This is a genomic window from Halomonas sp. SH5A2 (assembly GCF_014263395.1).
Classification (GTDB): Bacteria; Pseudomonadota; Gammaproteobacteria; order Pseudomonadales; family Halomonadaceae; genus Vreelandella.
In genome coordinates, this window is sequence record NZ_CP058321.1 from 597,560 (window position 1) to 623,161 (window position 25,602).

Here is a 25,602-nt window from a genome sequence, read left to right on the forward strand (position 1 = left end):
TTTATAGTCAACGGGAAGTGTTAGGGCGTGTGCGCGTCGATTGGCGGCGTTTAATGGAGCTCCAGCGCAAAGCGTCGATGCCAACAAAAACCGCCAAACTGACGCCCAGCACCGGAAGCGCAATACCCAGCGTGAGGGCGACGCTGGCAAGCCCAAGCTTTGTGGCTGGCGGCAGCCATCCCCAGGGTTCGCTGATGGTGGGGAAGTGGTGCCCGCTTGCACGGGAAACCCGTCGCCACCAAAGGGTATAGCCCCACACAACTAGCACCACGATGCCCGCTGCGAGCAGGCCAAGAACAAGCTGATTGATGACCCCAAAGAGTAAACCCATGTGCAGGTCGATCCCCCAGCGCGTCAGCTTTGCAGCCAACGGAAAGGTGGCGAAGTCCGTCCGGTCGATAACGGCCATTGTGCGTGGATGCAATGCCACCTGATTCACCTGGGTCGGACAGCGACGGTCTATCTCAGAGACGCGCCAAGCCTGGCCTTGTGACATCGGCGGGTTGATTTGCAGGCGGCTGGCTTCAAGCCCTGCCTGCCGCGCAGCGTGCAGTGCGTGGTCAAAGGTAATCAGTGAGATGGCAGGGGCTTGCGTATTGGCGGTTTGGGTATGACCCCGGTGCTCGGCGTGCTCGTCCTGTGGGGTGGTGTCGCCAGCCGCCAGTTCGGTCGAGACACTGGGCGTGCTCCAACCCCAGGCATGGCGAAGCTCGGCAATATTGCCGCCCGCCCATTGCGACCAGGTAAGCCCTGTTGCCGAAAACAGCAATAGTCCGGCGGTCAATACCACGCCAAGCGTGGCATGACGCTTGGCCAGGCGGTGCGGTCCCTGTGTGGCTTTCAATGCTTGTCTACGGGTTAACCATAGTACGATGCCGCCGAGTGCCATCACCCATAACCAGGAGGCAGCGAGCTCACTGTACAGGCGGCCTGTATCGCCCAACAGAAGCTGGCGATGAAACAGGTCGATCTGGGTACGCAGCGGTAAAATGCTGTTGATACCGTAAACTGTGGCTTCCCCTGTGACATTGAGGGTAACGGGGTCAACGAAAACGGCGTTGTGCTGAGATGGGCCAAGCGCCGGGTCGCTGAACATGATGCGCGTGGTATCGAAAGGCTCGGGGGCCGGGCGAACCGCATTGGGGGAGGCGACGTTGTCCAGATAATGTTGGGCCGCGGCGATCTGTGTACTTAACGGCTGCACGTTTCCTTGCTGGGTGCCCTGTAATGTGTCCTGGTAGACCCAGGCTTCCAGCGCAGGGTTGATCACGTAAGCAATGCCGGAAAGGGCCGCGACAAGAACGAACGGGCCCACAAACAAGCCAACATAAAAGTGCAGCCGGCTGATCAACAGCACCAGCGGTTTGCTGAATAAAGAACGGCGAGCCATGGTCGAACCTGGATTAAAAAAATCAGCCCGCATGGTAGGCGAGGGGATTGGCAGGCACCAGTAAAACCGGGTGACATAGCGTCGCAATAAAACATGTCACTCTGGTTTGGCGGCTAGCAGGGCACGAAACAAGCCGTTCATCAGGACCGGTTCGTCGTGGCGGATCTGGAAGCCTGCCTGAGTCAGCAGTGGCTCAGCTTGGCGGGTAATATCGGTGGCGAGTGCCGACGTCACTATATTAACGAGGCGTCGACTAGCCCCTGCTGGCTGGCCGTCGGGCTGGAATTTGTCCATTACGCATAGCTGACCGCCAGGCCGGAGCACACGGTAAGCTTCGGCCAGACCTTGCTGGGGGTTGGGCATAACAGCGAGCAGTAAATGCATGACCACAACATCAAAATGCTCATCTGGGTAGGTTAGCGCTTCAGCATCCATGACGCGGCAAGTAACATCGCGCTGATAGCGATGGGCGCGATGAGTGGCGCGCTTGACCATCGCGGGCGTCAGGTCGGTTAAATGAATTTCCAGCTCACGGGGGATAAAAGGAAGGTCTAGCCCAGTGCCAGCACCCACCAGTAAAACACGCATTCCAGGTTCCCAGTCCACTTGGCCCAACGCCACACGCCGAGGCCTGCGAAAAGCACGACTGGCAATGGCATCATAAAGGGGCGCATAGGCGGTATAGCGTATGCGGTTCCAAGCGGTGGTGTTGAGCATAAATGCCCCTACTGACATGCTGGGTTGATCGGTTACCTATAGCACGAATGAGGTGAGGTCACCAACAAGCGCGGGGCTTTGGGCGGGCTCGATCCTGCTTTAGCTTTATTAAGTGATTTTTTAAAGATATGGGTGATGTTATTTTTTAATATTTTATTGGTCTTTTCTGGTTTTAGTTTTAATTGTTTTTGCTATTAAAACGATTGGTTAGGTTCTCGAGAATATCAAGTAATAGTTGGCGATCACTTGTATCGAGTGGTGCCAGGAGATGTTTTACTCGGCTTGACTGATCGTCCAAGTGAAAGCTGGCTTGCCCTAATAACAATGCGGCCTCGCAGTTGAAGATTTCCGCCAACTCCAGCAGCCGAACGATGTTGGGGATCACCCTCCCACGCTCTATCCGCGAGACAGCCTCGTTGCCTATGCCCAATCGTTCAGCCACTTCTTCCTGGGTCAGTTGACTGCGAATTCGCTGCTTGGCAATTGCTCTGCCAATGTTGCTAGCCAGCCGTTTCTGTTCAGTTTTGTTCACAGCGTCCTCCGTATAGACCTAAATGGTTGAGGATCAACCTATTGACATTAAGGACTGTTTGGGTTGAGTATCAACTTTTTCGGTTGATATAGAGCAAGATAGAGAGTTTTTGATAGCAACGTCTGCCGAGAAAATCGGCAAATGGTAAAATTAATTTTTTTGATCATTTAAGTAATAATAAGATTGGGTGTTTTTAGTTAGCTTTTTGGAGGTAAATTAAAGCGAATTAAGTATTTTTGATAAGTAGCCGTAAGTGGTCATTGGATGATGACAAACTAAAGGCAGATTTATGCACAAAGCGGGTGCAGGCCCTGCCGTTGGAAGCGGCGGGTCGTGGTTTACGACGTAATACATGAAGTTGTTTACTCTACTAGCGAATGGTTCAGGGATGATCACACCGCAGCCGTATATAGCCTTTGGCGAGCAGACGTGGCGTACCTGACGGATTTCAAGGCGTTAATATCATGTCTTCTACAAAGGCTCCAGTGGTTTTTAGGCAGTTGGCTGACAGTTTGACTTCAGTCAGTGAAAACGGTTTTTTTTATCACCTTGTAAAAGCACTTTCGGACATCCTGCGGGTTGACCATGTGCTGCTGTCACGTATTGATTCTCAGCGTGGTATCGCAACGCCTTTGGCCTTCTGGTCTCATGGGGCAATTGGCGAGCTAAATGCTCACGCGTTAAAAGGCACACCCTGCGAGCAGGTCGTAACGCTATCCCGTTGGCGCTCCCTGTTGGGTGTAAACGAACGCTTCCCGAATGACGCACGGTTGGATGAGTTATCGGCTGAAGGCTATTGGGGCATCGCCATGCAAGCACCCGATGGTACTTGCCTGGGAGTACTTGCCATCATGCACTCGTCTCCGCTGGTACTGCCTGTCTACGCTGAAGACATCTTGCGGATCACCGCGACATTGGGGGGCGCTGAACTTGCCCGCCAATTCTCCCAGGATAACGTTCAAGCACGGTTACGCGGCAAAAAACGCGCATTGCGGCTAATGAGCCGGCGTCACGATTTATTGATGCATACCGGTAGCGAACAACAGTTGTTGCAAGCGGCGTGCAACCTGGCGGTTGGCGTCGGCGGGTACGCGGGCGCCTGGGTTACCGCATTAACGCCTGATGCTGCATCAGACGATGCTTTATCCATAGAGGCGATGGCGGATGAAGACGGTGAGGCCGCTTCCTGGTTGAGCCCTGCCCAGCTATTCATTTCCCGTTACTGCCAAGGGCTGGCTGAGAGAGCCCTGCAGCTTAATCGCCCTGTCGTCATTGAGCGCCCCAATGATGAAACATTGCCCTCGGGTGTTAATCAGGCCCTCAGCGTGTTGGGAGCCGAACAGGTTGTTGCCTTGCCGCTTCAGTATACTGATAAACAGTACGGCGTTATGACGCTTTATCATCGACAGCCTGGCATGCTTGACGCCGATGAAATGCAACTGCTTCAAGAGCTGGCTGATGAAGTATCGTTAGGTATCTATAGCCGTCGTCAACAACAAGCGGAAGCCCGTATTCAGCATGCGGTGACAAGAATTGCGACGGCTGTTTCCGCCAGTAATGGCGAGGCGTTTCTTCATCAACTCACGGTGCACATGGCCGAGGCCTTATCGGCAGACGTCGGGTTTATTGCGCTGTTGGACGAACAAGATGCTGATTTCGCTTGTACATTAACGCTCTACGTAGAAGGCCAGCTTCAAGATAATTTTGCCTATTACCTGCCTGGGGTGCCTTGCCACAAGGTGATGGTCGAACAGGAGTGCATTGTTCATAAAGATGCCGCCATCCCCCTCTGTCAGCCTAGTTGTCCGGTTGGCGATATCGCCTAAATCAAATCCAGAGGGAGCGGCATGGAGCGCGTGTGCCACGTTATTCTAAAGAGCGTAAAGCTGTTGTACTGAAAAAGTTGTTGCCACCCCATAATCGCAGTGTGGTATCTGTCGCCACTGAAGAAGGCATCTCTGACGCGACGCTGTATAGTTGGTTAAAACAGTGTCGAGAAAAAGGAGTGCCTGTGCCGGGTTACACCCAAAGCGACAACGAGTGGTCGCCTGACGCCAAGCTTGCCGTGGTCATCGAAACCGCCACCCTGTCAGAAACAGAGCTTGGTGCTTACTGCCGCGAAAAAGGCCTGTTTCCCGAGCAGATCCAACAGTGGAAAGCCGCTTGTCTCCAGGGCGCTGGCCAACAAGAAGACCAGCAAAAAACGGCACAAAAGCAGCGTAAACAAGACCGTAAGACGATCAAACAGCTCAAAGCGGAAGTGCGTCGCAAAGACAGAGCCCTAGCGGAAACGACATCGTTACTGGTGCTCTCAAAAAAGCTCGACGCCTTGTACGGCGAAGACCCGAACAGCGGCGAGGACGACTGACGCCTCTTGAGGAACGTGCAAGGCTCATTACGTTGTTTGATGAAGCGGTCACCGGGGGCGCTTCCCGTTATCAAGCAGCGGCGATGATAGACGTGAGCGAGCGCACGCTGAAACGCTGGCGTTCTGGGTGTGGCGCGGTGGCTGAGGATCAGCGCCCACACGCGGTACAAGGCAGTCAGCCGCATCAACTGACTCACGAGGAGGAACAGGCTATTTTGAGTGCCTGCAATCGCTCCGAGTATCAGAGCCTGCCACCGTCTCAGATCGTGCCGTTACTGGCAGATCAAGGGGTCTACTTGGCTTCCGAGTCGTCGTTTTACCGGGTACTGAAAAAGCACCAACAGCAGCACCATCGAGGGCGAATGAAGCCACGCCGCCCAGTGCCTGAGCCGACGAGCTTCACAGCAACCGGACCCAACCAAGTCTGGTGCTGGGACATCAGCTATTGCTCTTCCGTTGTGCGTGGCCAGCACTGGTATCTCTATCTGATCATGGATATCTACAGTCGCAAAATCATCGCCTGGGAAGTCCACGAGGCGGAATCAGGCGAGTTAGCGAAACACCTGCTGGAACGCGCTTTATTGCGCGAAGGCTGCTGGCACCAGCCTCCAGTGCTGCACTCGGATAACGGCGCACCGATGACGTCTTATACGCTTAAAGCGAGGTTAACAGAGCTGGGGATGTTGATGTCTTACAGTCGACCGAGAGTGAGCAATGACAACCCTTACTCGGAAGCGTTGTTCCGCACCGTCAAGTATTGTCCAGCGTGGCCCACAAAGGGCTTTGCATCGCTGAACGCGGTACGTGACTGGATGCTGACGTTCGAACGCGCTTACAACGAACAGCACCTGCACAGTGGCATTCGGTACGTGACGCCCGCTGATCGGCATCAAGGTGCCGACCGAGAACGTCTTGAGCATCGCAAAGCGGTTTATGAAAGAGCTAAGCGCCGACATCCACAGCGCTGGTCAGGCAACACACGAAACTGGGAAGTACCCGGTTCGGTAGCGCTCAACCCTGGCAAGCTGCAGGAAGTCGAGCGTAATAAACAGGCTGCTTAGAGGCAGCTATTTGGACAACTGGGTTGAAAATCACCGCCATCATGCTTCCCGGTGAAACGAACGGGGCGCTGAGTTGGGTAAACGGTTACGTAGGGAGGCGGTTGGATAATAGCCATGGTCAACCCATGGGGCTGATTGGCGTGATGTTCAAAGAGCCACTGGCCGATGTGGAGATCGTGCGTAATGTGCTGCAGATATTTGCCGCCCGGGCAGCCTCTGAGCTGGAGCGCCAGCAAGATGAAAGCCGTATAAGGCAACTGGCCTTTAGTGACTCGGGGACGCAATTGCCCAACCGAGCGGCTTTCATGCGCTATCTCAAGTATGTGCTCGCCGACACGCAGACCTCGGGTTTGGCACTGTTAATTCTGGACCTTAACCATTTCAAAGAGATCAATGACACTGCCGGGCACGATTTGGGGGATATCGTCCTTCAAGAAGTGGCAAATCGCTTGGCGGCATCATTGATGAGCAGCGAGTATCTGGCTCGATTGGGCGGTGATGAGTTTGTTGTGGTCTGCTCAGCTCGCGATGAGGCCGATGCACTGGCAACTGCCCGGCGATTATGTGAGAGCATCGAGCAGCCTTTCAGCGTTTACCAGCAATCCTTCGAACTCACTGTCAGTGTAGGTATCTCGCTCTACCCCCGGCATGCTGCAACGCCTTTGGATCTTCTGAAGGATGCCGACATTGCCATGTACCAAGCCAAACGCCAAAAGCTGTCTGTTTGTGTCTTTGAGCCCTGGATGGAGTGCGAAGTCGCTGAGCAGCTGCAGATCGCCAAACGTCTTTCGAATGCCATCACAGAAAAAAAACTATGTCTGCATTTTCAGCCTCAGGTCGACCTTCGCAATGGAAAGTTAATCGGTGCCGAAGCGTTATGCCGTTGGCACGATGAGGAACTGGGTGTCGTCTCGCCCGGCAAATTTATTCCCATTGCCGAAGAGCGCGGCATGATAGTGGCGTTGGGCAACTGGGTTATTGAGGGAGCCTGTCGGCAGCTGGCGCATTGGTACCAACAGGGCCTGCGGCTACCGGGGCAGTTGGCGATCAACATTGCGGCTGACCAGTTTGAAGACGGCGACCTGGTAACCACACTATTGGCCCACTGTCAGCAATTTCAGGTGGCAGCCTCAATGCTCAGCCTGGAAATCACCGAAAGCGGTATCATGGTGAATCCTGAAAAAGCCATTGCCATGACCCAACACCTTAAAGAACAAGGATTGGGGTTGGCCATTGATGACTTTGGCACAGGATATTCGTCGCTAGCCTATTTAAAGCGCTTTGCTGCAGATAAAATCAAGATTGATATTTCGTTCGTTCGCGACATGCTCACCAGCGACAATGACCGCGTTATTGTCGAGACCATTATTGCCATGGCCACCACCCTGGGGCTCGAAACGATCGCGGAAGGTATTGAACATGCCTCCCAGGCCGAAGCGCTACTTGCGATGGGGTGTACCCAGGCGCAAGGCTACTATTTTGACCGGCCGCTACCCGCCGATCAATTTGCGGAACGCTGGCTTGTTGGCGCTCAGCGTTTGTGAGGGACATTCACCAAACTGTTGCTTGTAGTCATGGGCGAACTGGCCCAGATGCCAGAACCCCCAATAGGTGGCAATCTCGGTCACCGACTGGTCAGGGGCGGCGGCCCGTAATGCCCGCCTTACCCGATTGAGCCGGGTAAGGCGCAAAAACTGCAGCGGGCTGATGCCAAGAATGGTGGTGAAGCTGTACTGCAGCGTGCGCCGGCTGACATGGGTCAGTTCACACAGCGCTTCCATGGTGACCGGCCCCTCCAGATGTTCGTCGACGTAACGCTTAACGCGGTCGACGACTTCTTTTCGATGTGCATAGCTCGGTGGTGCTTCCTGGCACGGCTTTTCGGCCTGAAGTAACTCGAGCAGGGCCATCAAAAAAATATCTTGATGCAGTTGATCCGCAATTGCGCCTTTCGGGTTAACCACTAACCTTTCCAGCAAAAACGTAACGGCACTCAGGGTGTCATGTGCCACATGGCGGCGTGGTACTTGCTGCCATCGCTCATCCAGCGCAATGCCCTGTAGCGCTGCGGCGGCGTTTAGCGTGGGCAGGTCAACCACTAAACCGTAAATATCAAACGCATCTGGGGTGACGAGTTCAAAGTCGTGGCCGCCTGGTCGACACATGACCTCATCGACATTCAGCGCCTGTCCGTTAATGCGCGATCCTCGCGTTAATGGCGGTATGCCAATCCACAGTGAGTTGGGCCACACGCAGCAGTCCTGACGCAGCGCTTGGCAAGTGTGCTCTTTAAACACCTGCATACAGGTCAGCTCGATTTCATCCAGTCGACCGTAAAATTGGCCGGGGCTTAACTGGTCGTATTGCTGCTGCCAGCGCGTCAGGTTGTTGGCGTGCTCATCAGCATCAAATGCTTCCTGAATGCATCTTTTTGGTGCGCGAGCACTGCCAGACGAGCCCATGATCAACTCCTTTTTGTGCTTTTTGAGGATGCTAATTTCTTTTTTTTATGCATCTTTTTGTTTTTATTTAAGTTATCGAAGATGTGGTGAGTTTGCCAAAACTCGATACCTCCCATTAAGGGTTAGCGCTAAAGTAGAAACAAGCAAGTTTCGTACCTTGATGCTTTTTTGTAGCGCCTCATTTTGCCAAAAGGAACGCTCTATGGCACAAACCTATCACTCCACGGTGGGCAGCCACAGTTATCGCTTCGCAAGCCTGGCCGAGCTGATGGCCAAAGCCACGCCGCCCCGTTCCGGCGACCGTTTGGCGGGCGTGATGGCGGAGAGTGCCGAAGAGCGGGTGGTGGCCCAGATGGTGTTGGCGGAGCTTCCGCTGGCCACCTTCTTGAACGAAGCCTTGATCGCCTATGAAGACGACGAGATCACCCGGCTGATTATCGATGACCATAACGCCGATTCCTTCGCGCCTATCAGCCACCTGACCGTGGGCGACTTTCGTAACTGGCTGCTCTCCGATCATGCCACCAGCGAGGTACTCGCGGAGGTGAAAGAGGGTATTACCCCCGAAATGGCCGCTGCCGTCAGCAAGCTGATGCGCAATCAGGATCTGATTCTGGTGGCCAAAAAGTGCCGGGTTACCACGGCGTTTCGCAATACCATCGGCCTGCCGGGGCGGCTCTCTACAAGGCTCCAGCCCAATCACCCCACCGATGACGTCACCGGCATTGCCGCCAGTATTCTTGACGGGCTGCTCTACGGCAGCGGCGACGCAGTGATCGGCATCAATCCCGCCACCGATAACGTCGCCCAGAGCGTCAAGCTGATGCGCCTGATGGACGAGGTGATTCAGAAGTATCAAATCCCCACCCAGTCCTGCGTGCTTACCCACGTAACGAACACCCTGGAAGCGATCGAGCAGGGCGCCCCGGTCGACCTGGTCTTCCAGTCGATTGGCGGCACCGAAGCGACCAATCGCAGCTTCGGCTTTGATTTGGGCACCCTGGCAGAAGCCGAAGCAGCGGCCCAGTCGCTTAATCGCGGCACGGTGGGGCGCAACGTGATGTATTTCGAAACCGGGCAGGGCAGCTCGCTTTCCGCCGATGCCCACCACGGGCTTGACCAACAAACCTGCGAAGCCCGCGCCTACGCTTTGGCGCGCAAGTTTAATCCGCTGCTGGTAAATACCGTGGTGGGCTTTATCGGCCCTGAGTACCTGTTCGACGGCAAAGAGATCACTCGCGCCGGGCTTGAAGACCACTTCTGCGGCAAGCTGCTAGGCGTGCCCATGGGCTGCGACGTTTGCTACACCAACCACGCCGAGGCCGACCAGAACGATATGGATAACCTGCTCACGCTACTCGGCGTGGCGGGCTGCAACTTCATCATGGGTATCCCCGGTTCTGACGACATTATGCTCAATTACCAGACGACTTCGTTTCACGACGCGCTCTATGCGCGGAGAGTACTGGGGCTAAAAGCGGCGCCGGAGTTTGAGCGCTGGCTCGAAGAGATGCAGATTTTCCAGGATGTCAGCACCCACCGGTTAAATGACCAGCTTCCGGCCGCCTTTGCCAATAGCCTGCGCCACCTGCCCAAGGAGCCTCGCCATGGTTGATAAGCCAACATCGCCCATCGTCGTTGAAAACCCCTGGGAGCGGCTAAATGCGTTTACCGACGCGCGTATTGGCCTGGGGCGCGCGGGTGTCAGCCTGCCGACCAGCAAGTTGCTGGCCTTTCAGCTCGCCCATGCCCAGGCTCAAGATGCCGTTCACACCCCGCTGGATGTCGACGCGCTCGCCGCCGAGTTAACTGCAACGCTGGACTTATCAGAGGCACCCATACGCTTACATAGCCATGCCCAAGACAGCGCCATGTATCTGCAACGGCCTGACTATGGCCGCCGCCTCAACGATGAAACTCGGGCGCAATTACAGCAAGCCGCCGCGTCGCAGCAGCGCTATGACCTGGCGGTAGTGGTTGTCGATGGGCTCTCTGCGCTGGCCGTGCAGCAGAACAGCGCGCCATTTCTTAGCACGTTGTATCAGATGATGAGTAGCGATGCTGCTGATTGGCAGCTAGCGCCGTTGACCATTGTTGAGCAGGGGCGGGTAGCGATTGGCGATGAGATTGGCGCGCTGCTAAACGCTGATGCCGTGCTGGTGATGATCGGCGAACGGCCAGGGTTAAGCTCGCCGGACAGCCTGGGGCTGTATATGACCTGGGCGCCGGAACCGGGGCTGAAAGATGACCGCCGCAACTGTATTTCCAACGTGCGCCCGGCAGGTTTGCAGATCGAGGAGGCCGCGCGGCGCTTCTTTCTGCTGTTAAAAGAGGCCCGCCAGCTCAAGCTGTCCGGCGTCAAGTTGAAAGACCGTAGTGAAGACGATGTGCTGGAAGGCGACGCCGCTCCCGGTTCAATACGCAACTTTCTGGTCGCCGATTAACGACCTTGGCGCACGACAACAGCCGTATAACAACAGAGGTATAAAAGCAACGACGTAACAATTCTCCAATAACAATATGGAACGCAGTAAGCAGCATTAAACACAGCACGCCGCTGACGACACTTTCGTTCCACACCATGAGGGCAAAACGATGACACAACCATCCGTTGATCAGGCGTATTTGGCAAAACGCCAACTGCGTAAAGGCACTGCAGGCTGGATGTTGCTGGCGGGGCTAGGGGTTTCCTACGTTATTTCCGGCGACTTCGCCGGCTGGAACTTTGGCATCGCCGAGGCGGGCTGGGGCGGTTTTGCGATTGCCGCCTGCTTGATGGCATTGATGTACTTGGCGTTGGTGCTATCGCTTGCGGAAATGTCAGCAGCGATACCCGCCGCGGGTGGCGGCTACAGCTTTGCCCGCCAGGCGATGGGGCCTGCCGGTGGGTATCTGACGGGGCTTGCGGTATTGATCGAGTACGCCCTGGCGCCAGCAGCGATTGTGATTTTTATCGGTGCTGCGGTGGAGTCGTTACTGGGCATTAACGGTCCGCTGGTTTACCTGATTTTCTACGCTGTGTTTATTGGTATTCACCTGGCGGGCGTGGGTGAAGCGCTAAAAGTCATGATGGTGATTAGTGGCTTGGCGGTGTTCGCCATTATTGCCACCGCCGTGGCACTGATCGGCAATTTTGACGCCGCCAACCTGTTTGATATTGCCCCCACCGATGCCGCAGGTGCGAGCACCTTTATACCGTTTGGTTGGTACGGTATCTGGGCGGCGCTACCCTTCGGCATGTGGCTGTTTCTGGCGGTGGAAGGCGTGCCGCTGGCAGCGGAAGAAGCCAAAGACCCCGCCCGGGATATGCCCAAAGGCATTATCGGCGCGATGCTGTTTCTGCTGTTTACCGCCTTGTTAGTGGTGGTGCTGCTCGCCGGGGCAGCGGGCGCCGAGATGATCGGCCAAAGCGGCGTGCCACTGGTCGATGCGCTGAATGCAGCGGGTAACCCAATGCTTGCCACCTTGGTTAACGTATTGGGCCTGGCCGGGTTGATCGCTTCATTTTTCTCGATTATCTACGGCTATAGCCGCCTGGTCTTCGCACTGTCCCGTGCGGGCTATATACCTAAAGCGCTATCGCTTACCAGCGAGCGCAAAGTGCCTTATCTAGCGCTGATTGTCCCCGGTGTGTTTGGTTTCTTGGTGTCACTCAGCGGTGAGGGTGATCTCATGCTGGGGATGGCCGTAGTCGGCGCGACTATCTCCTATGCGCTGATGGCGCTGAGCCACATTATGCTGCGGGTAAAACAGCCCGACCTGCTGCGCCCGTATAAAACGCCGGGCGGCATAGTGACTTCAGGCATTGCGTTAGTGCTCTCGCTGGTGGCGCTCACGGGCGTATACGCCTTCGACCCCCGCGCGTTCAACTACACTATCGTGCTATTTATCGCCGGGGCGGCCTATTACTTCCTTTACAGCAAAAATCATCTGGTCGCGAAAACCGCCGAAGAGGAGTTTGCGCTGGTATCCGCATCGCCTGAGGAGCTAGACGAAGACGAGCTGCCACCGACACCGACACCGGCAGACGCTGCCAAGCTGTAAGCAAGCCAACGATTAGGCTACTGTGACAAGCCCCTGGCGGTATAGCGCCAGGGGCTTTTTCTTACCAATGAGCCGTTGCGAGGTGGTCTTATGACGCTGACCTTTCATGATCCCAGTGAACAGCAACGCTGGTACGCCGTTGATGATGGCGTGATGGGCGGCCAATCCCAGAGCCAGTTCAGTGTTGTCGACGGTGAAGGGCGCTTTCGTGGCGAGGTATCGCTGGCAAACGGGGGCGGTTTTGCCTCCGTTCGCCGTGAGCCCCTCAATTTTGAATCAACGCTGGCGGGTGCCCAGGGTATAGCGCTAACCGTACGCGGCGATGGGCGCACTTACCAGCTGCGCCTTAAAAGCACCTCCCTGGGCGATGCCTCTGCTTATCGAGTGAAATTTACCCCTGCCCAGGATAGTTGGGAAACCCTATATTTTTCCTGGAAGGCTTTCGAAGCCGTCCGTCGAGGCACACTGCTGACCGACGCGCCGCCTATCAAGCCAACCGATATTACCCAGGTGGGTTTTTTGATTGCCGACCGCACTGCCGGGCCCTTCTGTTTGCAGGTGGCTAGGCTAGATGCATTACGTCAGGATCTGTAAAGGATTAGGCTGGTCTCATCCATTTGTATTAGTTTATTGCCTTGCCTCACCGATGCTGCTAATTTGAGCCTGCTTTTACAGATTTTTTACACATGTAAAGCTTTTGATAGATAAAAAATACCAGCAGCTTATTTTTTTCGGGAGGTGTAGTAATGGCGATGGAAATGGTTAAGTTTGGCGGCGATGATATCGAAAACTCGCTGGCGAAGATGGACGATAAAAAACTGGATGAATTGGCCTTTGGCGCGATCCAGCTGGACGCTAGCGGCAAAATTATGCAGTACAACGCAGCGGAAGGTGGCATAACGGGGCGCGATCCCAAAAGCGTAATCGGCAAGAATTTCTTCACTGAAGTTGCGCCCTGCACGCAAAGCAAGGAATTCCAGGGTCGCTTCAAAGAAGGCGTGAAGAACGACGATTTAAACACCATGTTTGAATACGTCTTCGATTATCAGATGAAGCCTACCAAGGTGAAAGTGCATATGAAAAAAGCATTGTCTGGCGGTACCTACTGGATCTTCGTCAAGCGTCTGTAACCCCCCGTGGCCGTTTGCTCTTCGGGTAGCCTGAGTGGGCGGCTTTGTGTTTCTAAAAATTATGTTTTGGTGTCGTTAAGGATACTCAGATGCCTCAGTGGCTGAGCAAAGCCGATTGCAAAGCGGTCCTTAAGTCATTGCTGAGCGCCGAGTTGGCGGACTACCGTGGAACGCCTGTGCCGGACTGGCAATATTCCCCAAGTATTGATTCCCTCGAAAGGCTGCACCTGGCCGCTTGCGTCAATGAATTCTTTTGCCTGCACGAGACAGGTGTCGAAGACCGCTTGTTAATGACACAAAGCGTCGATGATTGGGCCTCTCTGGTTGCGGATGCCGTCGCCGATACGTCTGGAGTGACGTTCCGAACATCGGGAAGCACGGGAACCCCTTCCCCTCATTTACACCGCTGGGAAGATATCGAAGCCGAGGCGCATGCCTTGGGCCACCGTTTTGCGACGCTGATGCCGATACAGCGCGTGGTCAGCTGGCTGCCGTTGCATCATCTGTATGGTTTCATGTTGGGTGTGGCGTTGCCTGGCGTCGTGAGCATCCCCCGCCTGAGCGTGCAAACGACGACCTTACCGCCCTTGTTGCCCGGCGACTTGGTGGTCACAGTCCCCCCGCGTTGGGACTATTTAGCAAGGTCAAGAAAGGACTGGCCTGAAGGTGTAATGGGCGTGTCGTCCACCGCGCCATTATCCAGTGCTACTTCGGATGCATTGATCGCGCGAGGGCTAGCCGGGTTGCTGGATATTTATGGCAGCACCGAAACCGGTGGTGTCGCTACCCGCTGGCGGCGGGATGCTGCCTATCAGCTACTCGGCCACTGGAAGCGCCACGATGCGCATCACTTGGAGCGTGTTCAGGGGGGCATGGTCACGCCACTGCTGGATAACACGCGTTGGCACGATGAAACGACCTTTACGCTACTTGGTCGTCATGATGATGTGGTTGTCATCGGTGGGGTCAATGTAAATCCCCAGCACGTGGCCCAACGGCTAAAGTCGCTGGAAAGCGTCGTTGACTGCGCGATACGTACTACAGGCTCGACCGATAAATGTCGCCTGAAGGCGTTTGTGGTGCCCCGAGGCAGCGAGCAGGAAGCCGCCGATGCGATCACTCAAGCCATATCGCTGTGGCCTGCCGCAGAGCGCCCCGTCAGAGTAGACTACGGCGATTCCCTGCCCACCAATGCGATGGGTAAGCTGGCTGACTGGTAAGCGTCGATGCCTGGCGCGATACCCAGTCCACCAATGTCGCCTTGCATGGTGTTTGCCGTTGGGTAACGCTAGCTAAAATCGACTGGAGGCCAGCCCGTGAAACTTTCTCCCGCGTATCGCTTAGCGACGACTATTCTGCACGGTTTTGACGAGTACCGTGCGCGCTTCAAACAGATTACCTTCGATGCCAGCCGCCGCTTTCGCGAGGCGGCATGGCGCGATGCCCAGCAGGCATCCGCGGCGCGTATCAACCTCTACGGTGAAAAGGTGGATGACACCCTGGGGCGCTTGCAGCGCACCTTTCCCCACGACGTGCTGGCCCACTGCGAGACCTGGGGCGAAGCGCGCCACCACTATGCGGAATTGATCAGCCAGCGTCTCGATTACGAACTGGCAGAAACCTTTTTCAACTCACTGTTCTGTTCGATTTTTCAGCACCGCCACATCCGCAACGAATGGATGTTCGTTTATAGCTCGCGCGAAGACGCCGCGCACCGTTCGGGCATTGAGCTATGCCGTCGCTGCCCGGTCAACGGGGACTGGCCAAGTGCCCTGAGGTGGGCGCTGGAAGAAGCTCCGTTCGATAACCCATTTGCCGACCTGGAACGTGATATCGAGCTCGGGACGGCGCTTCTTGAAGCACAGCTGCCCGCGGCAATTTTGCAGGCCGATGATGCCCAGATAGAGCTTTTGAAAAGTGTCTTCTATCGTAATAAGGGCGCTTATCTGGTGGGGCGGATTCTGGGCGGTGGCGAGCAGGTTCCGCTGGTCCTGCCAATTTTGCACGGTGAGGGATTTGGCGAGAAGCAGGGCGGTGACCCTTGTCTGCATCTGGATACGGTGCTCACCGAGACCGACGAGGTGTCGATTATTTTCTCCTTTACGCGGGCCTACTTTCAGGTGGATGTGCCGGTGCCCGGCGAGTTTGTCGACTACTTGAAACAGCTGATGCCCCACAAGCCGGAAGGCGAGCTTTATGCCGCGATCGGCTTCTTCAAGCACGGCAAGACCGAGTTTTTCCGTGCCTTGAACCAACAGGTTGCCAAGCGCGAGGACAAGTTCATTATTGCCCCTGGCGTGCGTGGCATGGTGATGGCGGTGTTTGTGCTGCCGAGCTTTCGCACCGTGTTCAAGATCATCAAGGATAAATTCGACCCGGCCAAGGACGTCACCCACGCCGTCGTGCGCGAAAAGTACCGGCTGGTGAAGCGCCACGACCGGGTAGGGCGCATGGCGGATACCCAGGAATTCTCCAATTTTACCGTTCGCAAGGATCACTTTGAGCCCGAGTGTCTGGCGCATCTTCTGGAGGTGGCACCTTCAATCGTCTCGCTCAAAGACGACAAGGTGATCATCAAGCATTGCTACACCGAGCGGATGATGACACCGCTGAATATTTACCTTGAACAGTGCAGCGAGGCCGAGCGGGCCACGGTGCTCAAGGATTACGGCAACGCCATCAAGCAAATGGCGGCGGCGAATATTTTCCCCGGCGATATGCTGCTCAAGAATTTTGGCGTTACCCGCCATGGCCGGGTGATTTTTTACGACTACGATGAGGTGTGCTATATCACCGAGTGCCGGTTTCGGCACATGCCGAAAGGCCAGGGCGTCGATGCCTCCAGTTTGTCGATTGGCCCCAACGATATTTTCCCCGAGGAATTTGGCCCCTTCATGTTCGCCAATAAAGCGCTGCGCGACATTTTCATGGAGCAGCACCCCGAACTCTTCGACCCGGACTACTGGCTGGAGGTACAAAAAGCGATTCGCGATGGCCGGGTGATAGACGTCTACCCGTATCGTAACAAGCAACGTTTCGCGGGCACCGTGGGCCAGCTGGTATATTAGGGTAAGACATAAAGCAATCATGGCGAGGACACTATGGCAGACGCCCCACACTTGGTGGTATTTACCGGTTCAGGTATCAGCGTCGAGAGTGGAATTAAAACCTTTCGCGCAAGCGACGGCCTGTGGGAAGAGTACCCGGTAGAGGAGGTGGCGACACCGGAAGGCTGGCGGCACGATCCCGAGCGGGTGTTGGGCTTTTACAATCAGCGCCGGGAACAGATTCGCCGCGCCAAGCCTAACGCTGCCCATAAAGCGCTGGCTGCACTTGAGCAGGAGGGCTTCAATGTCAGCGTGATTACGCAAAACATTGATGATCTTCACGAACGGGCGGGGTCGCGTCATGTCTTGCACCTGCACGGTGAAATCCTGAAAGCTCGCTCTACGGTGGATCCACGGCTGCGTTATCCGCTCCCCAAAGGCGGCATTGAGCTGGGAGATATCTGCGATAAGGGCAGCCAGTTACGCCCGGACGTTGTCTGGTTTGGTGAATCGGTACCGCTGTTTGAAGACGCCTGCGAGATCGCGGGTCAAGCGGACTTTTTCCTGGTAGTGGGTACGTCGCTGGCGGTCATGCCAGCCGCGTCGCTGCTTTCCTATATTGAGATGGATACGCCCTGCGCGCTGGTTGACCCCGATGCGGATGCGTTAACCCCGCCGGGCGTGCTGGCCATTAACACCACCGCCGGTGAAGGCGTGCCCGCGCTAGTCAACCAGTGGCGCAAGCAGGGTAATTTAATGCTGCCTTGAACTTTCAAAAAACCACGCCTTCATCACGTCAGTAATCTGCACCATCTCCGTTTCCGAAGTAATGTAGGCGGGCATGGTATACAGCCAGCGGCCGATGGGGCGCAGCCAGACGCCGCGTTCGCGGGCGAAGCTTGCCACACCCTTCAGTTCTTCTGCGGACTGGGCTTCAATCACTGCCGTGGCGCCAAGTACGCGAACATCGGCCACGGCTGGATGCGCGTTGAGTGCCCGGTCTTCCAGCAGCTCGCGGCACAGTATTTGGTTGAGTGCTGCGATCTTGCCAAGGTAATCCTCTTCTTCGAACACCCGCAGGCTTTCTAGCGCCACGCGACAGGCCAGCGGATTGCCCATAAACGTTGGTCCGTGCATAAAGGCGTGGTGCTCGCTTTCGCCGATAAAGGCGTCGTGAACGCGATCCGTGGCAAGCGTCGCGGCGTGGCCCAGATAACCGCCGGTCAAGCCTTTGGAAAGCACCATGATATCCGGCGTGACGCCCGCGTGGTCGGCGGCAAACAGCTTGCCGGTGCGGCCAAAGCCGGTGGCCACTTCGTCGAAAATCAGCAGTACGCCAAACGCATCGCACAGTGCTCGCGCCCCACGCAGATAGTCCGGCGAGGTCATATTGAGCCCGCCTGCGGCTTGCAACAGCGGCTCCATCAGCAACGCGGCAATTTCATCATGGTGGCGCTCAAGCACTTCACTCAGGGCGCTAAGGTCGTGTTCCACCTGTTCCGGCGTGGCGTCATAAGGGGCGGTGGGTGCCGGGGCAAAATGGTGCTGGGGCAGCAGGCCCGTGAACAGTCCGTGCATGCCTTCTTCGGGGTCGCACACCGCCATGCAGCCGGTGGTGTCGCCGTGATAGGCCTTCATCAGCGACAGCATCTTACGCTTGCCGGGGTTGCCGGTGAGCACCTGGTACTGCAAGGCCATTTTCATCGCCACTTCCATGCCCACCGAACCGCTGTCGGAATAGAACACGTGGTTAAGCCCGGCGGGGGTGATGCGTACCAGCTCGCGGGCCAGGCGGTCGGCGGGCTCGTGGGTGAGGCCGCCGAGCATCACGTGGCACAGCTCACCGGCCTGCTCGCGAATGGCTGCCACCAGGCGCGGGTGGCCGTAGCCGTGAATCATGCACCACCAGGAGCAGGTGGCATCCAGCAGGCGTTCACCGCTCTCAAGTACAAAGTGAGCGCCGTCACCGCCCACCACCTTGGGCGCAGGCGTTTGATGTTTGAGATCGGCATAGGGATGCCAGACGGGTGACGTCATAGAGTCTCCAGTGTGGGTAACGGTGGCATGGAAAGGTAAGGCTGTGCCGTTTCCGGCGAAGGTTGTTCGAGATACGGGATAACGCCCAGGCAGGGGGCTGGCAAGGTTCGCTTGAGCACGTCAAGGTTGGCAGCAAAGCGGGTCGACTCAGCGGCAAAAACCGGGTCGACCACGCTGCCCACCCAGCCCGCAAGCGTTAGCCCGTCGGCGGTAATGGCCTCGGCGGTGAGTCTGGCATGGTTGAGACAGCCCAGCTTCAGGCCGACCACCAGAATCACCGGCAGGCGCATGAGGCGGGGAATATCGCAAAAATCGTCTTGGTCGTTGAGCGGTACTCGCCAGCCGCCCGCGCCTTCGATCAGAGTGAGGTCTCGTTGTGTTTGCGCAAGAGTGGCGCCAAGTGTTGCTACGATATCGCTGACGTTAAGCGCTTGACCCGCTTCGCTTGCGGCCAAGTGCGGTGCAATGGCGGGCTCAAATGCCCAGGGGTTGACCGTTGCGTAATTGACTGGCGGCATGCTTTGTACCTGCAGCACCAGGGCATCACTGTTGCGCAGGCCCTCGGGTGTGACGCGACTGCCCGAGGCGACCGGCTTCAAGCCCAGCGTGGTAAGCCCTTGCGTGCTGGCAGTCGCGAGCAGGGTGCTGGTCACCAGCGTTTTGCCCGCATCGGTGTCAGTGCCGGTAACGAAGAGTGCGCTCATAACGGTTTTTCCAGGTGCAGGGTAAAACACTGGTAGCTGACAGGCAGGCCTTGGGGCTCACGCAGCGTTTCAAAACGCTCGCGGGCAGTCTGCAGCTCGCGACGGGTCAGCCGCTGGGCGTGGGGCCTTGAGACCTGCGCGCCGACGCCTTTGATGGAGGCCATCACGGCGTTTAGATCGGGATAGTGGAAGGTGCGCCGCTCGGCAAGCTGTTGAATAGGCGTCAGGCCGCTGTGATCGATGGCGCGCACCAGTTCATTCCGGTCGGGCGTCTGCAATAGCGCCTCCGGGCGCTGCCAGGCATGGGCGATTTCGGTCAGCGTGCCGGGCAGCAGCGTTGTGAGATGCGCCTGGCCCCTACGTGCAAGCACTCGATGGAGTTCGTTCATCACCGCGCCGATATCGCGGCACCACTGAATCGCCAGGTTGGAAAACACCAGATCAAACGTTTCTGCGGCAAAGGGGAGTGCCTCGGCATTGGCCAGTTGCCAGCGAATGCCGTGGCCATAGCGCGCCTGGGCCTGAGCGAGCATGCCGGGCGCAATATCCAGCCCTGTTACCCGGGCGCTGGGGTAACGCTGGACTAATCGATGTGTCCAGTAACCGGTGCCGCAGCCAAGGTCCAGCACCCGGCTTGCCCTGCCGGCTAAGGTGCTCCAAAGAGTTTCGCCGATATGCCGCTGGGCGTTTGCCAGGGCGTCGTAGCGCGGGGCCGCGCGGGAAAACGCATGTGCGACGCTTGCCTGCCAGCTGGCTGGGTGCGGTGGGGTGGCGGTCGTGCTCATGCCTGCTCCTTCACGGTTAACGCCGCCTGCGCCGCGAGTGACTCAGCCAGTTGAACGGGCTGGGAGAGCATCGGGCAATGCCCGGCATTTGCTAGCGTTGCCGCCTTGTCACGGGCCGATGTGCTGACCAGCGGGTCGTGCTCGCCGACCAAGCGTGTCACCGGGCAGGGGGCAGTGTGTAGACGTTGGCTGTTATCTAGGGTGGCAAGCCAATCAAGCCCCTGAGCCAGCGTGCTGTGGTTGGCGCTGGGGGTGTCACCCAGAAGCGCCCGCAGCTGTCGGTGGGCTTGGCGGGCATTGGGTTCGCCTTGCGCTTGCCAACGTAAAAAGTGTCGCCAGGTGGCGTGGGGCTCACGGGCAAAAGCGCGCCGAAAACTGGTAAGTTCTGACCAGGTGACGCCATCATCGCTGTAAAACCGCTCGCCTGTGCCGATAAGGATCAAACCGCGCGGTGCGGGGAGATAATCAAGCAGCGCCGTCGCGAGCAGCCCGCCCAGCGACCAGCCGACCCAAATGGCATCAATGGGCAGTTGTTCGGCCATGGTACTGGCCAACTGACCAAGCGTGGCGTTATCGGGCAGGGCAGGCGTATCGCCGTAGCCCGGCCAGTCAACGGCGTGGGCTTCGACAGACCTGGGCCAACAGCTCTCGAGTGGCTGCCAGATGCGTTGATCAATGCCCCAGCCCGAGAGCAATACTAGGCGTTGTGAAGGTGGGCGTGGCATCTTGCCTCCTCGCGCTGGCAGACCTTTAAGCCGTCCAGTAAACGATCGATGTCACTGCGGGTGTGGCGGGCGCTGAGCGTGATTCGCAGGCGCGCCTCACCGTTGGCAACCGTGGGCGGACGAATCGCGCCGACCTCTAAGCCATGCTCGGCAAGCGTTGCCGACCAGCCGAGGGTGCGGGCTTCGCTGCCCAGCAGCAGTGGCTGAATCGGGGTGGTCGACGCGCTCAACGGCAGCCACAACTGCAACGCCTCGCGGCGGAAGTAAGCGATGTTGGCGTTAAGATGGTCGCGGTGTTCGGGTTCCCCCTGAACGATCTCCAATGCCCTGAGCGTTGCGGCGGCAATGCTGGGGGGTTGGGCGGTGGTGTACACATAGCTGCGGGCAAACTGGGTGATGTGCTCAATCAGCGCGGCATCCCCGGCGACAAAGGCGCCGGCGGTGCCGAGTGCCTTGCCCAGGGTTCCGACCAGGACAGGTACCTCTGCGCTGCTCCAAGAAGCGCCCACGCAGCCGCTGCCGTTATGGCCCAGCACGCCAACGCCGTGGGCGTCGTCGATCATCAGCCAGGCGCGGTGTTGCTGGCTCACCCGGGTCAGCGCGACAATATCCGCCACATCGCCATCCATGCTGAACACGCCGTCGCTGACCACAAGCTTATGTGGGCACTCGCTGCGCGCGAGCAGGCGGTTCAAGTCGTTGGCATCGCGGTGATGAAAACGCCGCGAACGGGCGCCGCTTAGCGTGGCGCCATCCAGCAACGAGGCATGGTTGAGGCGGTCTTGAAATATCGCCGTATCGGTGTCGGCCAATGCCTGCAAAACGCCGAGGTTGGCCATATAACCGGTTGAAAAAAGCAGGGCACGCTCGCGGCCTGTCCAGCTTGCCAGGGCGTCTTCCAGGGCGTCGTGAACCTGCAAATGACCGCTAACCAGATGCGATGCGCCAGCGCCCGCCCCGTAACGGCGTGCGCCCTCTGCCTGGGCGTCACACACCCTTGGGTCCTGGGCCAAGCCCAGATAGTCGTTGCCGGCAAAGTCGAGCGCACCCGTTGCCATGACTCGGCGGGATCGCCAGCGATTTGCCTGCTGGCGGCTCGAGCGGGCATCGGCCAAGCGGTGGTGCCACGCGTCAGACACTGGCATCCACCGCCAGCTCGGCCACGCGTTCTGCGCGAGCGAGCTGTTCGGCCTGCTGTGCCAGACGCTGGGCGTGGGTCGCGTCATCTTCGCAGGTTTCCCGGCGCTCCGGGTGAAGGCCGAGCTTGGCGAAGAGCGCGCGGTCGATATCAGCTTGAGGGTTGCCTGTGGTCAGCAATGTATCGCCGTAGAAGATCGAGTTGGCGCCGGCCAGGAACGCCAGCGCCTGGGTGGACTCGCTCATCTGCTCGCGACCGGCGGAAAGCCGCACGTGGCTTTGCGGCATCATGATACGCGCCACGGCAATGGCGCGGATAAACTCGATAGGGTCCAGGTCTTCGACGTTTTCCAGCGGCGTGCCGGGCACCTTGACCAGCATATTGATCGGCACCGATTCCGGGTGCGGCGACAGCTTGGCCAACTGTTGCAGCAGGGCGCTACGGTCCTGGGCGTCTTCGCCCATGCCGAGGATACCGCCGGAGCAGACTTTCATGCCCGCCTCGCGCACGGTGGCCAGGGTATCCAGCCGGTCACTAAAGGTGCGGGTGGTGATGATCTCGCCGTAATAGTCGGGCGAGGTGTCCAGGTTATGGTTGTAATAATCGAGCCCCGCCGTTGCCAGGCGGCTAGCCTGTTCGCCATCGACCATGCCCAGCGTCATGCAGGTTTCCAACCCCAGGGCTTTGACCTGGCGGACCATCTCTTCCACCAGCACCAGATCTTTATCCCGCGGGCTGCGCCATGCCGCGCCCATACAAAAACGGCTGGCGCCTGCTTCTTTCGCTGCCTTGGCCTGTTCGACGACTTTGTCGATTTCCAGCAGCTTCTCTTTTTCCAGCTGGGTGTTGTAGTGGCCGGACTGGGGGCAGTACTTGCAGTCTTCCGGGCAGGCACCCGTCTTGATCGATAGCAGGGTCGAAATCTGCACTGCATTGGCGTCAAAGTGCGCGCGGTGCACCTGCTGGGCCTGAAACAGCAGGTCATTGAAGGGTAGCGCAAATAGCGCGTTGATCTCGTCCAGCGTCCAGTCGTGGCGGGCGGCGGCAGTCGGGGTATTGGCAGCAGTGGCGGTCACGGGTAAACCTATGTTCTTTTGAAAGTTGACGAGACTTTATCGGCGACTCGGTTTAAGTGTCAACTAAGAAGAGATAATAGGTTTACAGCGAAGGGCGTGGTGGATGGATTCGAAATGAGATGGGGTTGTTATGAGAGAGGTTCGTTTTGAGTGGGGACCTGCTTTATACTCGGCGCCCCTTGCCAATTGTGGGAGCGCAGATGTCAGTCTCTGAGTCCGGTACGCACAATGCCGATGCCGTTAGTCCAGACGTCGAGAGAGACCCGGCGACGGGCCATCCGCGTCCGCCCAGGCGGGAGTTCAAGGCGCGGGGCAGTTTTGTCAGGCGCTGCGAGGGCTGCAATCTGCCCGAGCTCAATTGCTTATGCCCTTATCAGGTCAAGGCCGAAAGCCATGCCCAGGTGTGGCTGCTGACCCATCCCCTGGAGCACTATAAACCAACCAACACGGGGCGATTGATCGGCGACGTACTGGCGCAAACACAGGTGTTTACCTGGTACCGCACCGCGCCCGATGAACAACTATTGGCGCTGCTGGATGACCCGCGCTATGCGCCTTTTGTGGTATTTCCCGATGATCAGCCCGACTATGCCGATCGCGTGGTGTCATTGGAGGCGGTGAGCGACGCAAGGCAAAGCGGCAAGATTCCGGTGTATATCCTGCTGGACGGCACTTGGCGACAGGCGCGGCGAATCTTCCGTAAAAGCCCCTACCTTGATGGGTTGCCGGTGCTGCCGCTGCGCACCGAGCGGGAGACCCGCTACCGACTGCGCAAGCCTGCCTCTAAAGCGCATCTTTGCACCGCCGAAGTGGCCATCGAGCTGCTGCGTCAGGGTGGAGATACCTCCGCCGCGGAGGTGCTGGATGATTACTTTGAGGTGTTTAACGACAGCTACGCGGCGAGCCGGTCGTATCACAAGATCGACCCGCCGACGGCGGCGATGCAGCGCTTAGCAGCCTGTCGGACTTAACACTGATCTACTGCGAATCCCGGTATTTTGGCCAACTTTATTCGATCGATTTCGTTAAATAGCGTGCTATTCGCCTCAATCGATCGATAAATTTGGCTCAAAATCCGTGCTTCTCGCGACGATCGGTCAAGCCCGACAGGCTGCTAGCCGCCAAACAGCGTACCGGCGATTCTGAAGCCGGCCACCCAGGTGCCCACCGCTGAGCCGAGCGTGGCGAGGATGAATACCAGTAGCGTGCGTGACACGCGGTTTTTCCACCAGCCTTTCAGGTTCACGACATCGTTGCGCAGGGTGGCAAAGTCGCGGACCTTGGGTTTGCGCATGTAAAGCTCCACCCCGGCGGCCACAAACCCGGCGCCAATCGTCGGGTTAAGCGACGTCAGCGGCGCGGCAAAGAAGGTGGCGATCACGGTAACCGGATGTGCCATGGCAATAATCGTGGCACCGCCAGAAAGAATACCGTTGATCAAAAACCACTCAAGCACTAACTGCCAGCCCAAGTCGGTATTGCGCGAAAAACCAATCGCAAAACCGATCAGTACCAGGGCGGTAATCAGCCAGGGGACCAGCTTCCAAATTTTAGACGGCGGCGGCGTGGCTTCCAGCGTGGCGATTTCCTCGCGGGGGTTGGCGGGCAGCGGCGCTTCCAGATGCTCGACGGTGCCCTTCAAATGACCGGCGCCCAGCACCACCAGCACGTTTCGGTAGCCCCCTGAAGGCGTTTCTTCGGCAAGGCGCAGCGCCATATAGCGGTCGCGCTCGCGGATCAGCGGGTTATAAAGCGCTTCCGACTGGGCGGCGAATTCGCTGAACGTGGCTTCCAGCATATCGCCTTCCTTTAGCTTCTCGATATCTTCTTTCGAGACGTTTTCCCGCGAGAGCACGCTGCCGATCAGGCCGGTAAACAGCGAGAAGCGCTGCCACCAGGGTACATTGCGGTAAATGCGCCTAAGCGTGATACCGACGTCCCGGTCGACCAGCAGCAGCGGCAGCTTTTTGGCCTTGCATGCCTCGACGGCGGCTCTCATTTCAGCGCCGGGCTGAATACCCGATTGGTCGGCAATACGTTGTTGAAACGCGCCCAGGGCGAGGCTGGCAGCCACCATGCCGGCCTTGCCTTGCTTGAATACCTGGAACAGGTCCTGCTCACCCATGGCGTCAGGGTTCGCCATGCTGTGGTGTCGGGCATCGCACAGCTCGATGGCAACGGCGTCAAAGCGATCGGTGTCGATCAGCTGGCGCACGTCGTTGGCGCTTTCTTCCGAGACGTGCGCGGTGCCAAGCAGCGTGTAGCGGGTATCGCCCACCGTGATCACGTGTATCGGGCCGCTGGTCGCGGGCAGTGCGTCGCTGTCGGGCACTGTCGATGTAACGTCTTCCTGGGTCATGACAACGTCTCAATTCCAATAAATAAG

General features: G+C 57.6%; 23 protein-coding genes. 12 read left to right on the top strand and 11 right to left on the bottom strand.

The annotated features are described in order from the left end of the window. Positions 1–7: 7 nt before the first annotated feature. From HXW73_RS02840 to HXW73_RS02850, 3 genes are all read right to left on the bottom strand, one after another. Positions 8–1,390 (bottom strand): PepSY-associated TM helix domain-containing protein, encoded by a 1,383-nt coding sequence (locus HXW73_RS02840; RefSeq protein WP_186254802.1) that lies wholly within the window; start codon positions 1,388–1,390, stop codon positions 8–10. Positions 1,391–1,486: 96 nt separating this feature from the next. Further along, positions 1,487–2,107 (bottom strand): class I SAM-dependent methyltransferase, encoded by a 621-nt coding sequence (locus tag HXW73_RS02845; RefSeq protein ID WP_186254803.1) that lies wholly within the window; start codon positions 2,105–2,107, stop codon positions 1,487–1,489. 178 nt (positions 2,108–2,285) lie between these two features. Continuing rightward, entirely contained in the window at positions 2,286–2,639 is a 354-nt protein-coding gene (locus HXW73_RS02850; RefSeq protein WP_186254804.1) for a helix-turn-helix domain-containing protein, read from the bottom strand. 464 nt (positions 2,640–3,103) lie between these two features. Between HXW73_RS02850 and HXW73_RS02855 the strand changes: the two genes are divergently transcribed. The 3 genes from HXW73_RS02855 (at position 3,104) to HXW73_RS02865 (ending at position 7,612) form a co-directional block, all read left to right on the top strand. After that, positions 3,104–4,465, top strand: coding sequence for a GAF domain-containing protein (locus tag HXW73_RS02855; protein ID WP_186254805.1), 1,362 nt, complete (start codon positions 3,104–3,106; stop codon positions 4,463–4,465). Between the two features lie 32 nt (positions 4,466–4,497). Then, positions 4,498–6,068 (top strand): IS3 family transposase gene (locus HXW73_RS02860; RefSeq protein WP_446718977.1). Its coding sequence is split into 2 segments (ribosomal slippage): positions 4,498–4,951 and positions 4,951–6,068, totalling 1,572 coding nucleotides; the frame shifts between segments, so codons are not numbered across the junction. A gap of 23 nt (positions 6,069–6,091) precedes the next feature. Further along, complete coding sequence (locus tag HXW73_RS02865) at positions 6,092–7,612, top strand: putative bifunctional diguanylate cyclase/phosphodiesterase (RefSeq protein ID WP_240538694.1); 1,521 nt, start codon at positions 6,092–6,094, stop codon at positions 7,610–7,612. Here the strand turns inward: HXW73_RS02865 and HXW73_RS02870 are convergent. Further along, entirely contained in the window at positions 7,559–8,530 is a 972-nt protein-coding gene (locus HXW73_RS02870; RefSeq protein WP_186254806.1) for a helix-turn-helix domain-containing protein, read from the bottom strand. The two genes, HXW73_RS02865 and HXW73_RS02870, sit on opposite strands and share 54 nt — an antisense overlap. A 202-nt stretch (positions 8,531–8,732) precedes the next feature. Between HXW73_RS02870 and HXW73_RS02875 the strand changes: the two genes are divergently transcribed. From HXW73_RS02875 to HXW73_RS02910, 8 genes are all read left to right on the top strand, one after another. Next, positions 8,733–10,145, top strand: a complete 1,413-nt coding sequence (locus tag HXW73_RS02875) for an ethanolamine ammonia-lyase subunit EutB (RefSeq protein ID WP_186254807.1) — start codon at positions 8,733–8,735, stop codon at positions 10,143–10,145. Beyond that, positions 10,138–10,974 carry an ethanolamine ammonia-lyase subunit EutC gene (gene eutC / locus HXW73_RS02880; protein ID WP_186254808.1) on the top strand — a complete coding sequence of 279 codons (837 nt, stop codon included), beginning with the start codon at positions 10,138–10,140 and terminating at the stop codon, positions 10,972–10,974. Before HXW73_RS02875 ends, eutC begins: the two co-directional genes overlap by 8 nt. A 151-nt stretch (positions 10,975–11,125) precedes the next feature. Further along, on the top strand, positions 11,126–12,574 hold the full coding sequence (gene eat, locus HXW73_RS02885; RefSeq protein ID WP_186254809.1) for an ethanolamine permease: 1,449 nt from the start codon (positions 11,126–11,128) through the stop codon (positions 12,572–12,574). A gap of 90 nt (positions 12,575–12,664) precedes the next feature. Next, the gene (locus HXW73_RS02890) at positions 12,665–13,168 is read left to right on the top strand and encodes a CIA30 family protein (protein WP_186254810.1); all 504 of its coding nucleotides are present in this window, start codon (positions 12,665–12,667) and stop codon (positions 13,166–13,168) included. Positions 13,169–13,320: 152 nt separating this feature from the next. After that, positions 13,321–13,704: a photoactive yellow protein gene (pyp, locus tag HXW73_RS02895; RefSeq protein WP_222105023.1), complete on the top strand. Its 384-nt coding sequence runs from the start codon at positions 13,321–13,323 to the stop codon at positions 13,702–13,704. Positions 13,705–13,793: 89 nt separating this feature from the next. Further along, positions 13,794–14,924: an AMP-binding protein gene (locus tag HXW73_RS02900; RefSeq protein ID WP_186254811.1), complete on the top strand. Its 1,131-nt coding sequence runs from the start codon at positions 13,794–13,796 to the stop codon at positions 14,922–14,924. Between the two features lie 96 nt (positions 14,925–15,020). After that, entirely contained in the window at positions 15,021–16,772 is a 1,752-nt protein-coding gene (gene aceK, locus HXW73_RS02905; RefSeq protein WP_186254812.1) for a bifunctional isocitrate dehydrogenase kinase/phosphatase, read from the top strand. A 33-nt stretch (positions 16,773–16,805) separates the two neighbouring features. Then, the gene (locus HXW73_RS02910; RefSeq protein ID WP_186254813.1) at positions 16,806–17,519 is read left to right on the top strand and encodes an SIR2 family NAD-dependent protein deacylase; all 714 of its coding nucleotides are present in this window, start codon (positions 16,806–16,808) and stop codon (positions 17,517–17,519) included. Here HXW73_RS02910 and bioA read toward each other — a convergent pair. Genes bioA through bioB form a run of 6 tightly spaced genes read right to left on the bottom strand, consistent with a single transcriptional unit; the run spans position 17,505 to position 23,216 of the window. Beyond that, a complete protein-coding gene (gene bioA / locus HXW73_RS02915; protein ID WP_186254814.1) occupies positions 17,505–18,788 on the bottom strand; it encodes an adenosylmethionine--8-amino-7-oxononanoate transaminase in 1,284 nt (427 codons plus the stop codon). The genes HXW73_RS02910 and bioA overlap by 15 nt on opposite strands. After that, complete coding sequence (bioD, locus tag HXW73_RS02920; RefSeq protein ID WP_186254815.1) at positions 18,785–19,492, bottom strand: dethiobiotin synthase; 708 nt, start codon at positions 19,490–19,492, stop codon at positions 18,785–18,787. Before bioD ends, bioA begins: the two co-directional genes overlap by 4 nt. Then, the gene (gene bioC / locus HXW73_RS02925) at positions 19,489–20,277 is read right to left on the bottom strand and encodes a malonyl-ACP O-methyltransferase BioC (RefSeq protein ID WP_186254816.1); all 789 of its coding nucleotides are present in this window, start codon (positions 20,275–20,277) and stop codon (positions 19,489–19,491) included. The genes bioD and bioC overlap by 4 nt, the downstream gene beginning before the upstream one ends. Continuing rightward, positions 20,274–21,002 carry an alpha/beta fold hydrolase gene (locus HXW73_RS02930; protein ID WP_186254817.1) on the bottom strand — a complete coding sequence of 243 codons (729 nt, stop codon included), beginning with the start codon at positions 21,000–21,002 and terminating at the stop codon, positions 20,274–20,276. The genes bioC and HXW73_RS02930 overlap by 4 nt, the downstream gene beginning before the upstream one ends. Then, positions 20,975–22,147 carry an 8-amino-7-oxononanoate synthase gene (gene bioF / locus HXW73_RS02935; RefSeq protein ID WP_186254818.1) on the bottom strand — a complete coding sequence of 391 codons (1,173 nt, stop codon included), beginning with the start codon at positions 22,145–22,147 and terminating at the stop codon, positions 20,975–20,977. The genes HXW73_RS02930 and bioF overlap by 28 nt, the downstream gene beginning before the upstream one ends. Further along, entirely contained in the window at positions 22,134–23,216 is a 1,083-nt protein-coding gene (gene bioB / locus HXW73_RS02940; RefSeq protein WP_186254819.1) for a biotin synthase BioB, read from the bottom strand. Before bioB ends, bioF begins: the two co-directional genes overlap by 14 nt. Before the next feature lie 200 nt (positions 23,217–23,416). Here bioB and HXW73_RS02945 point away from each other — a divergent pair, with 200 nt between their 5' ends. After that, positions 23,417–24,187 (top strand): tRNA-uridine aminocarboxypropyltransferase, encoded by a 771-nt coding sequence (locus HXW73_RS02945; protein ID WP_186254820.1) that lies wholly within the window; start codon positions 23,417–23,419, stop codon positions 24,185–24,187. A gap of 143 nt (positions 24,188–24,330) precedes the next feature. On the opposite strand, the gene HXW73_RS02950 is transcribed toward HXW73_RS02945, so the two are convergent. Beyond that, positions 24,331–25,575 carry a TraB/GumN family protein gene (locus tag HXW73_RS02950; RefSeq protein WP_186254821.1) on the bottom strand — a complete coding sequence of 415 codons (1,245 nt, stop codon included), beginning with the start codon at positions 25,573–25,575 and terminating at the stop codon, positions 24,331–24,333. Positions 25,576–25,602 lie beyond the last annotated feature (27 nt).

Coding starts and splice junctions, on each gene's coding strand:
- HXW73_RS02840 (WP_186254802.1), bottom strand. CDS start 1,390: ATGGCTCGCCGTTCTTTATTCAGCAAACCGCTGGTGCTGTTGATCAGC.
- HXW73_RS02845 (WP_186254803.1), bottom strand. CDS start 2,107: ATGCTCAACACCACCGCTTGGAACCGCATACGCTATACCGCCTATGCG.
- HXW73_RS02855 (WP_186254805.1), top strand. CDS start 3,104: ATGTCTTCTACAAAGGCTCCAGTGGTTTTTAGGCAGTTGGCTGACAGT.
- HXW73_RS02870 (WP_186254806.1), bottom strand. CDS start 8,530: ATGGGCTCGTCTGGCAGTGCTCGCGCACCAAAAAGATGCATTCAGGAA.
- HXW73_RS02875 (WP_186254807.1), top strand. CDS start 8,733: ATGGCACAAACCTATCACTCCACGGTGGGCAGCCACAGTTATCGCTTC.
- eutC (WP_186254808.1), top strand. CDS start 10,138: ATGGTTGATAAGCCAACATCGCCCATCGTCGTTGAAAACCCCTGGGAG.
- eat (WP_186254809.1), top strand. CDS start 11,126: ATGACACAACCATCCGTTGATCAGGCGTATTTGGCAAAACGCCAACTG.
- HXW73_RS02890 (WP_186254810.1), top strand. CDS start 12,665: ATGACGCTGACCTTTCATGATCCCAGTGAACAGCAACGCTGGTACGCC.
- pyp (WP_222105023.1), top strand. CDS start 13,321: ATGGCGATGGAAATGGTTAAGTTTGGCGGCGATGATATCGAAAACTCG.
- HXW73_RS02900 (WP_186254811.1), top strand. CDS start 13,794: ATGCCTCAGTGGCTGAGCAAAGCCGATTGCAAAGCGGTCCTTAAGTCA.
- HXW73_RS02910 (WP_186254813.1), top strand. CDS start 16,806: ATGGCAGACGCCCCACACTTGGTGGTATTTACCGGTTCAGGTATCAGC.
- bioA (WP_186254814.1), bottom strand. CDS start 18,788: ATGACGTCACCCGTCTGGCATCCCTATGCCGATCTCAAACATCAAACG.
- bioD (WP_186254815.1), bottom strand. CDS start 19,492: ATGAGCGCACTCTTCGTTACCGGCACTGACACCGATGCGGGCAAAACG.
- bioC (WP_186254816.1), bottom strand. CDS start 20,277: ATGAGCACGACCGCCACCCCACCGCACCCAGCCAGCTGGCAGGCAAGC.
- HXW73_RS02930 (WP_186254817.1), bottom strand. CDS start 21,002: ATGCCACGCCCACCTTCACAACGCCTAGTATTGCTCTCGGGCTGGGGC.
- bioF (WP_186254818.1), bottom strand. CDS start 22,147: ATGCCAGTGTCTGACGCGTGGCACCACCGCTTGGCCGATGCCCGCTCG.
- HXW73_RS02945 (WP_186254820.1), top strand. CDS start 23,417: ATGTCAGTCTCTGAGTCCGGTACGCACAATGCCGATGCCGTTAGTCCA.
- HXW73_RS02950 (WP_186254821.1), bottom strand. CDS start 25,575: ATGACCCAGGAAGACGTTACATCGACAGTGCCCGACAGCGACGCACTG.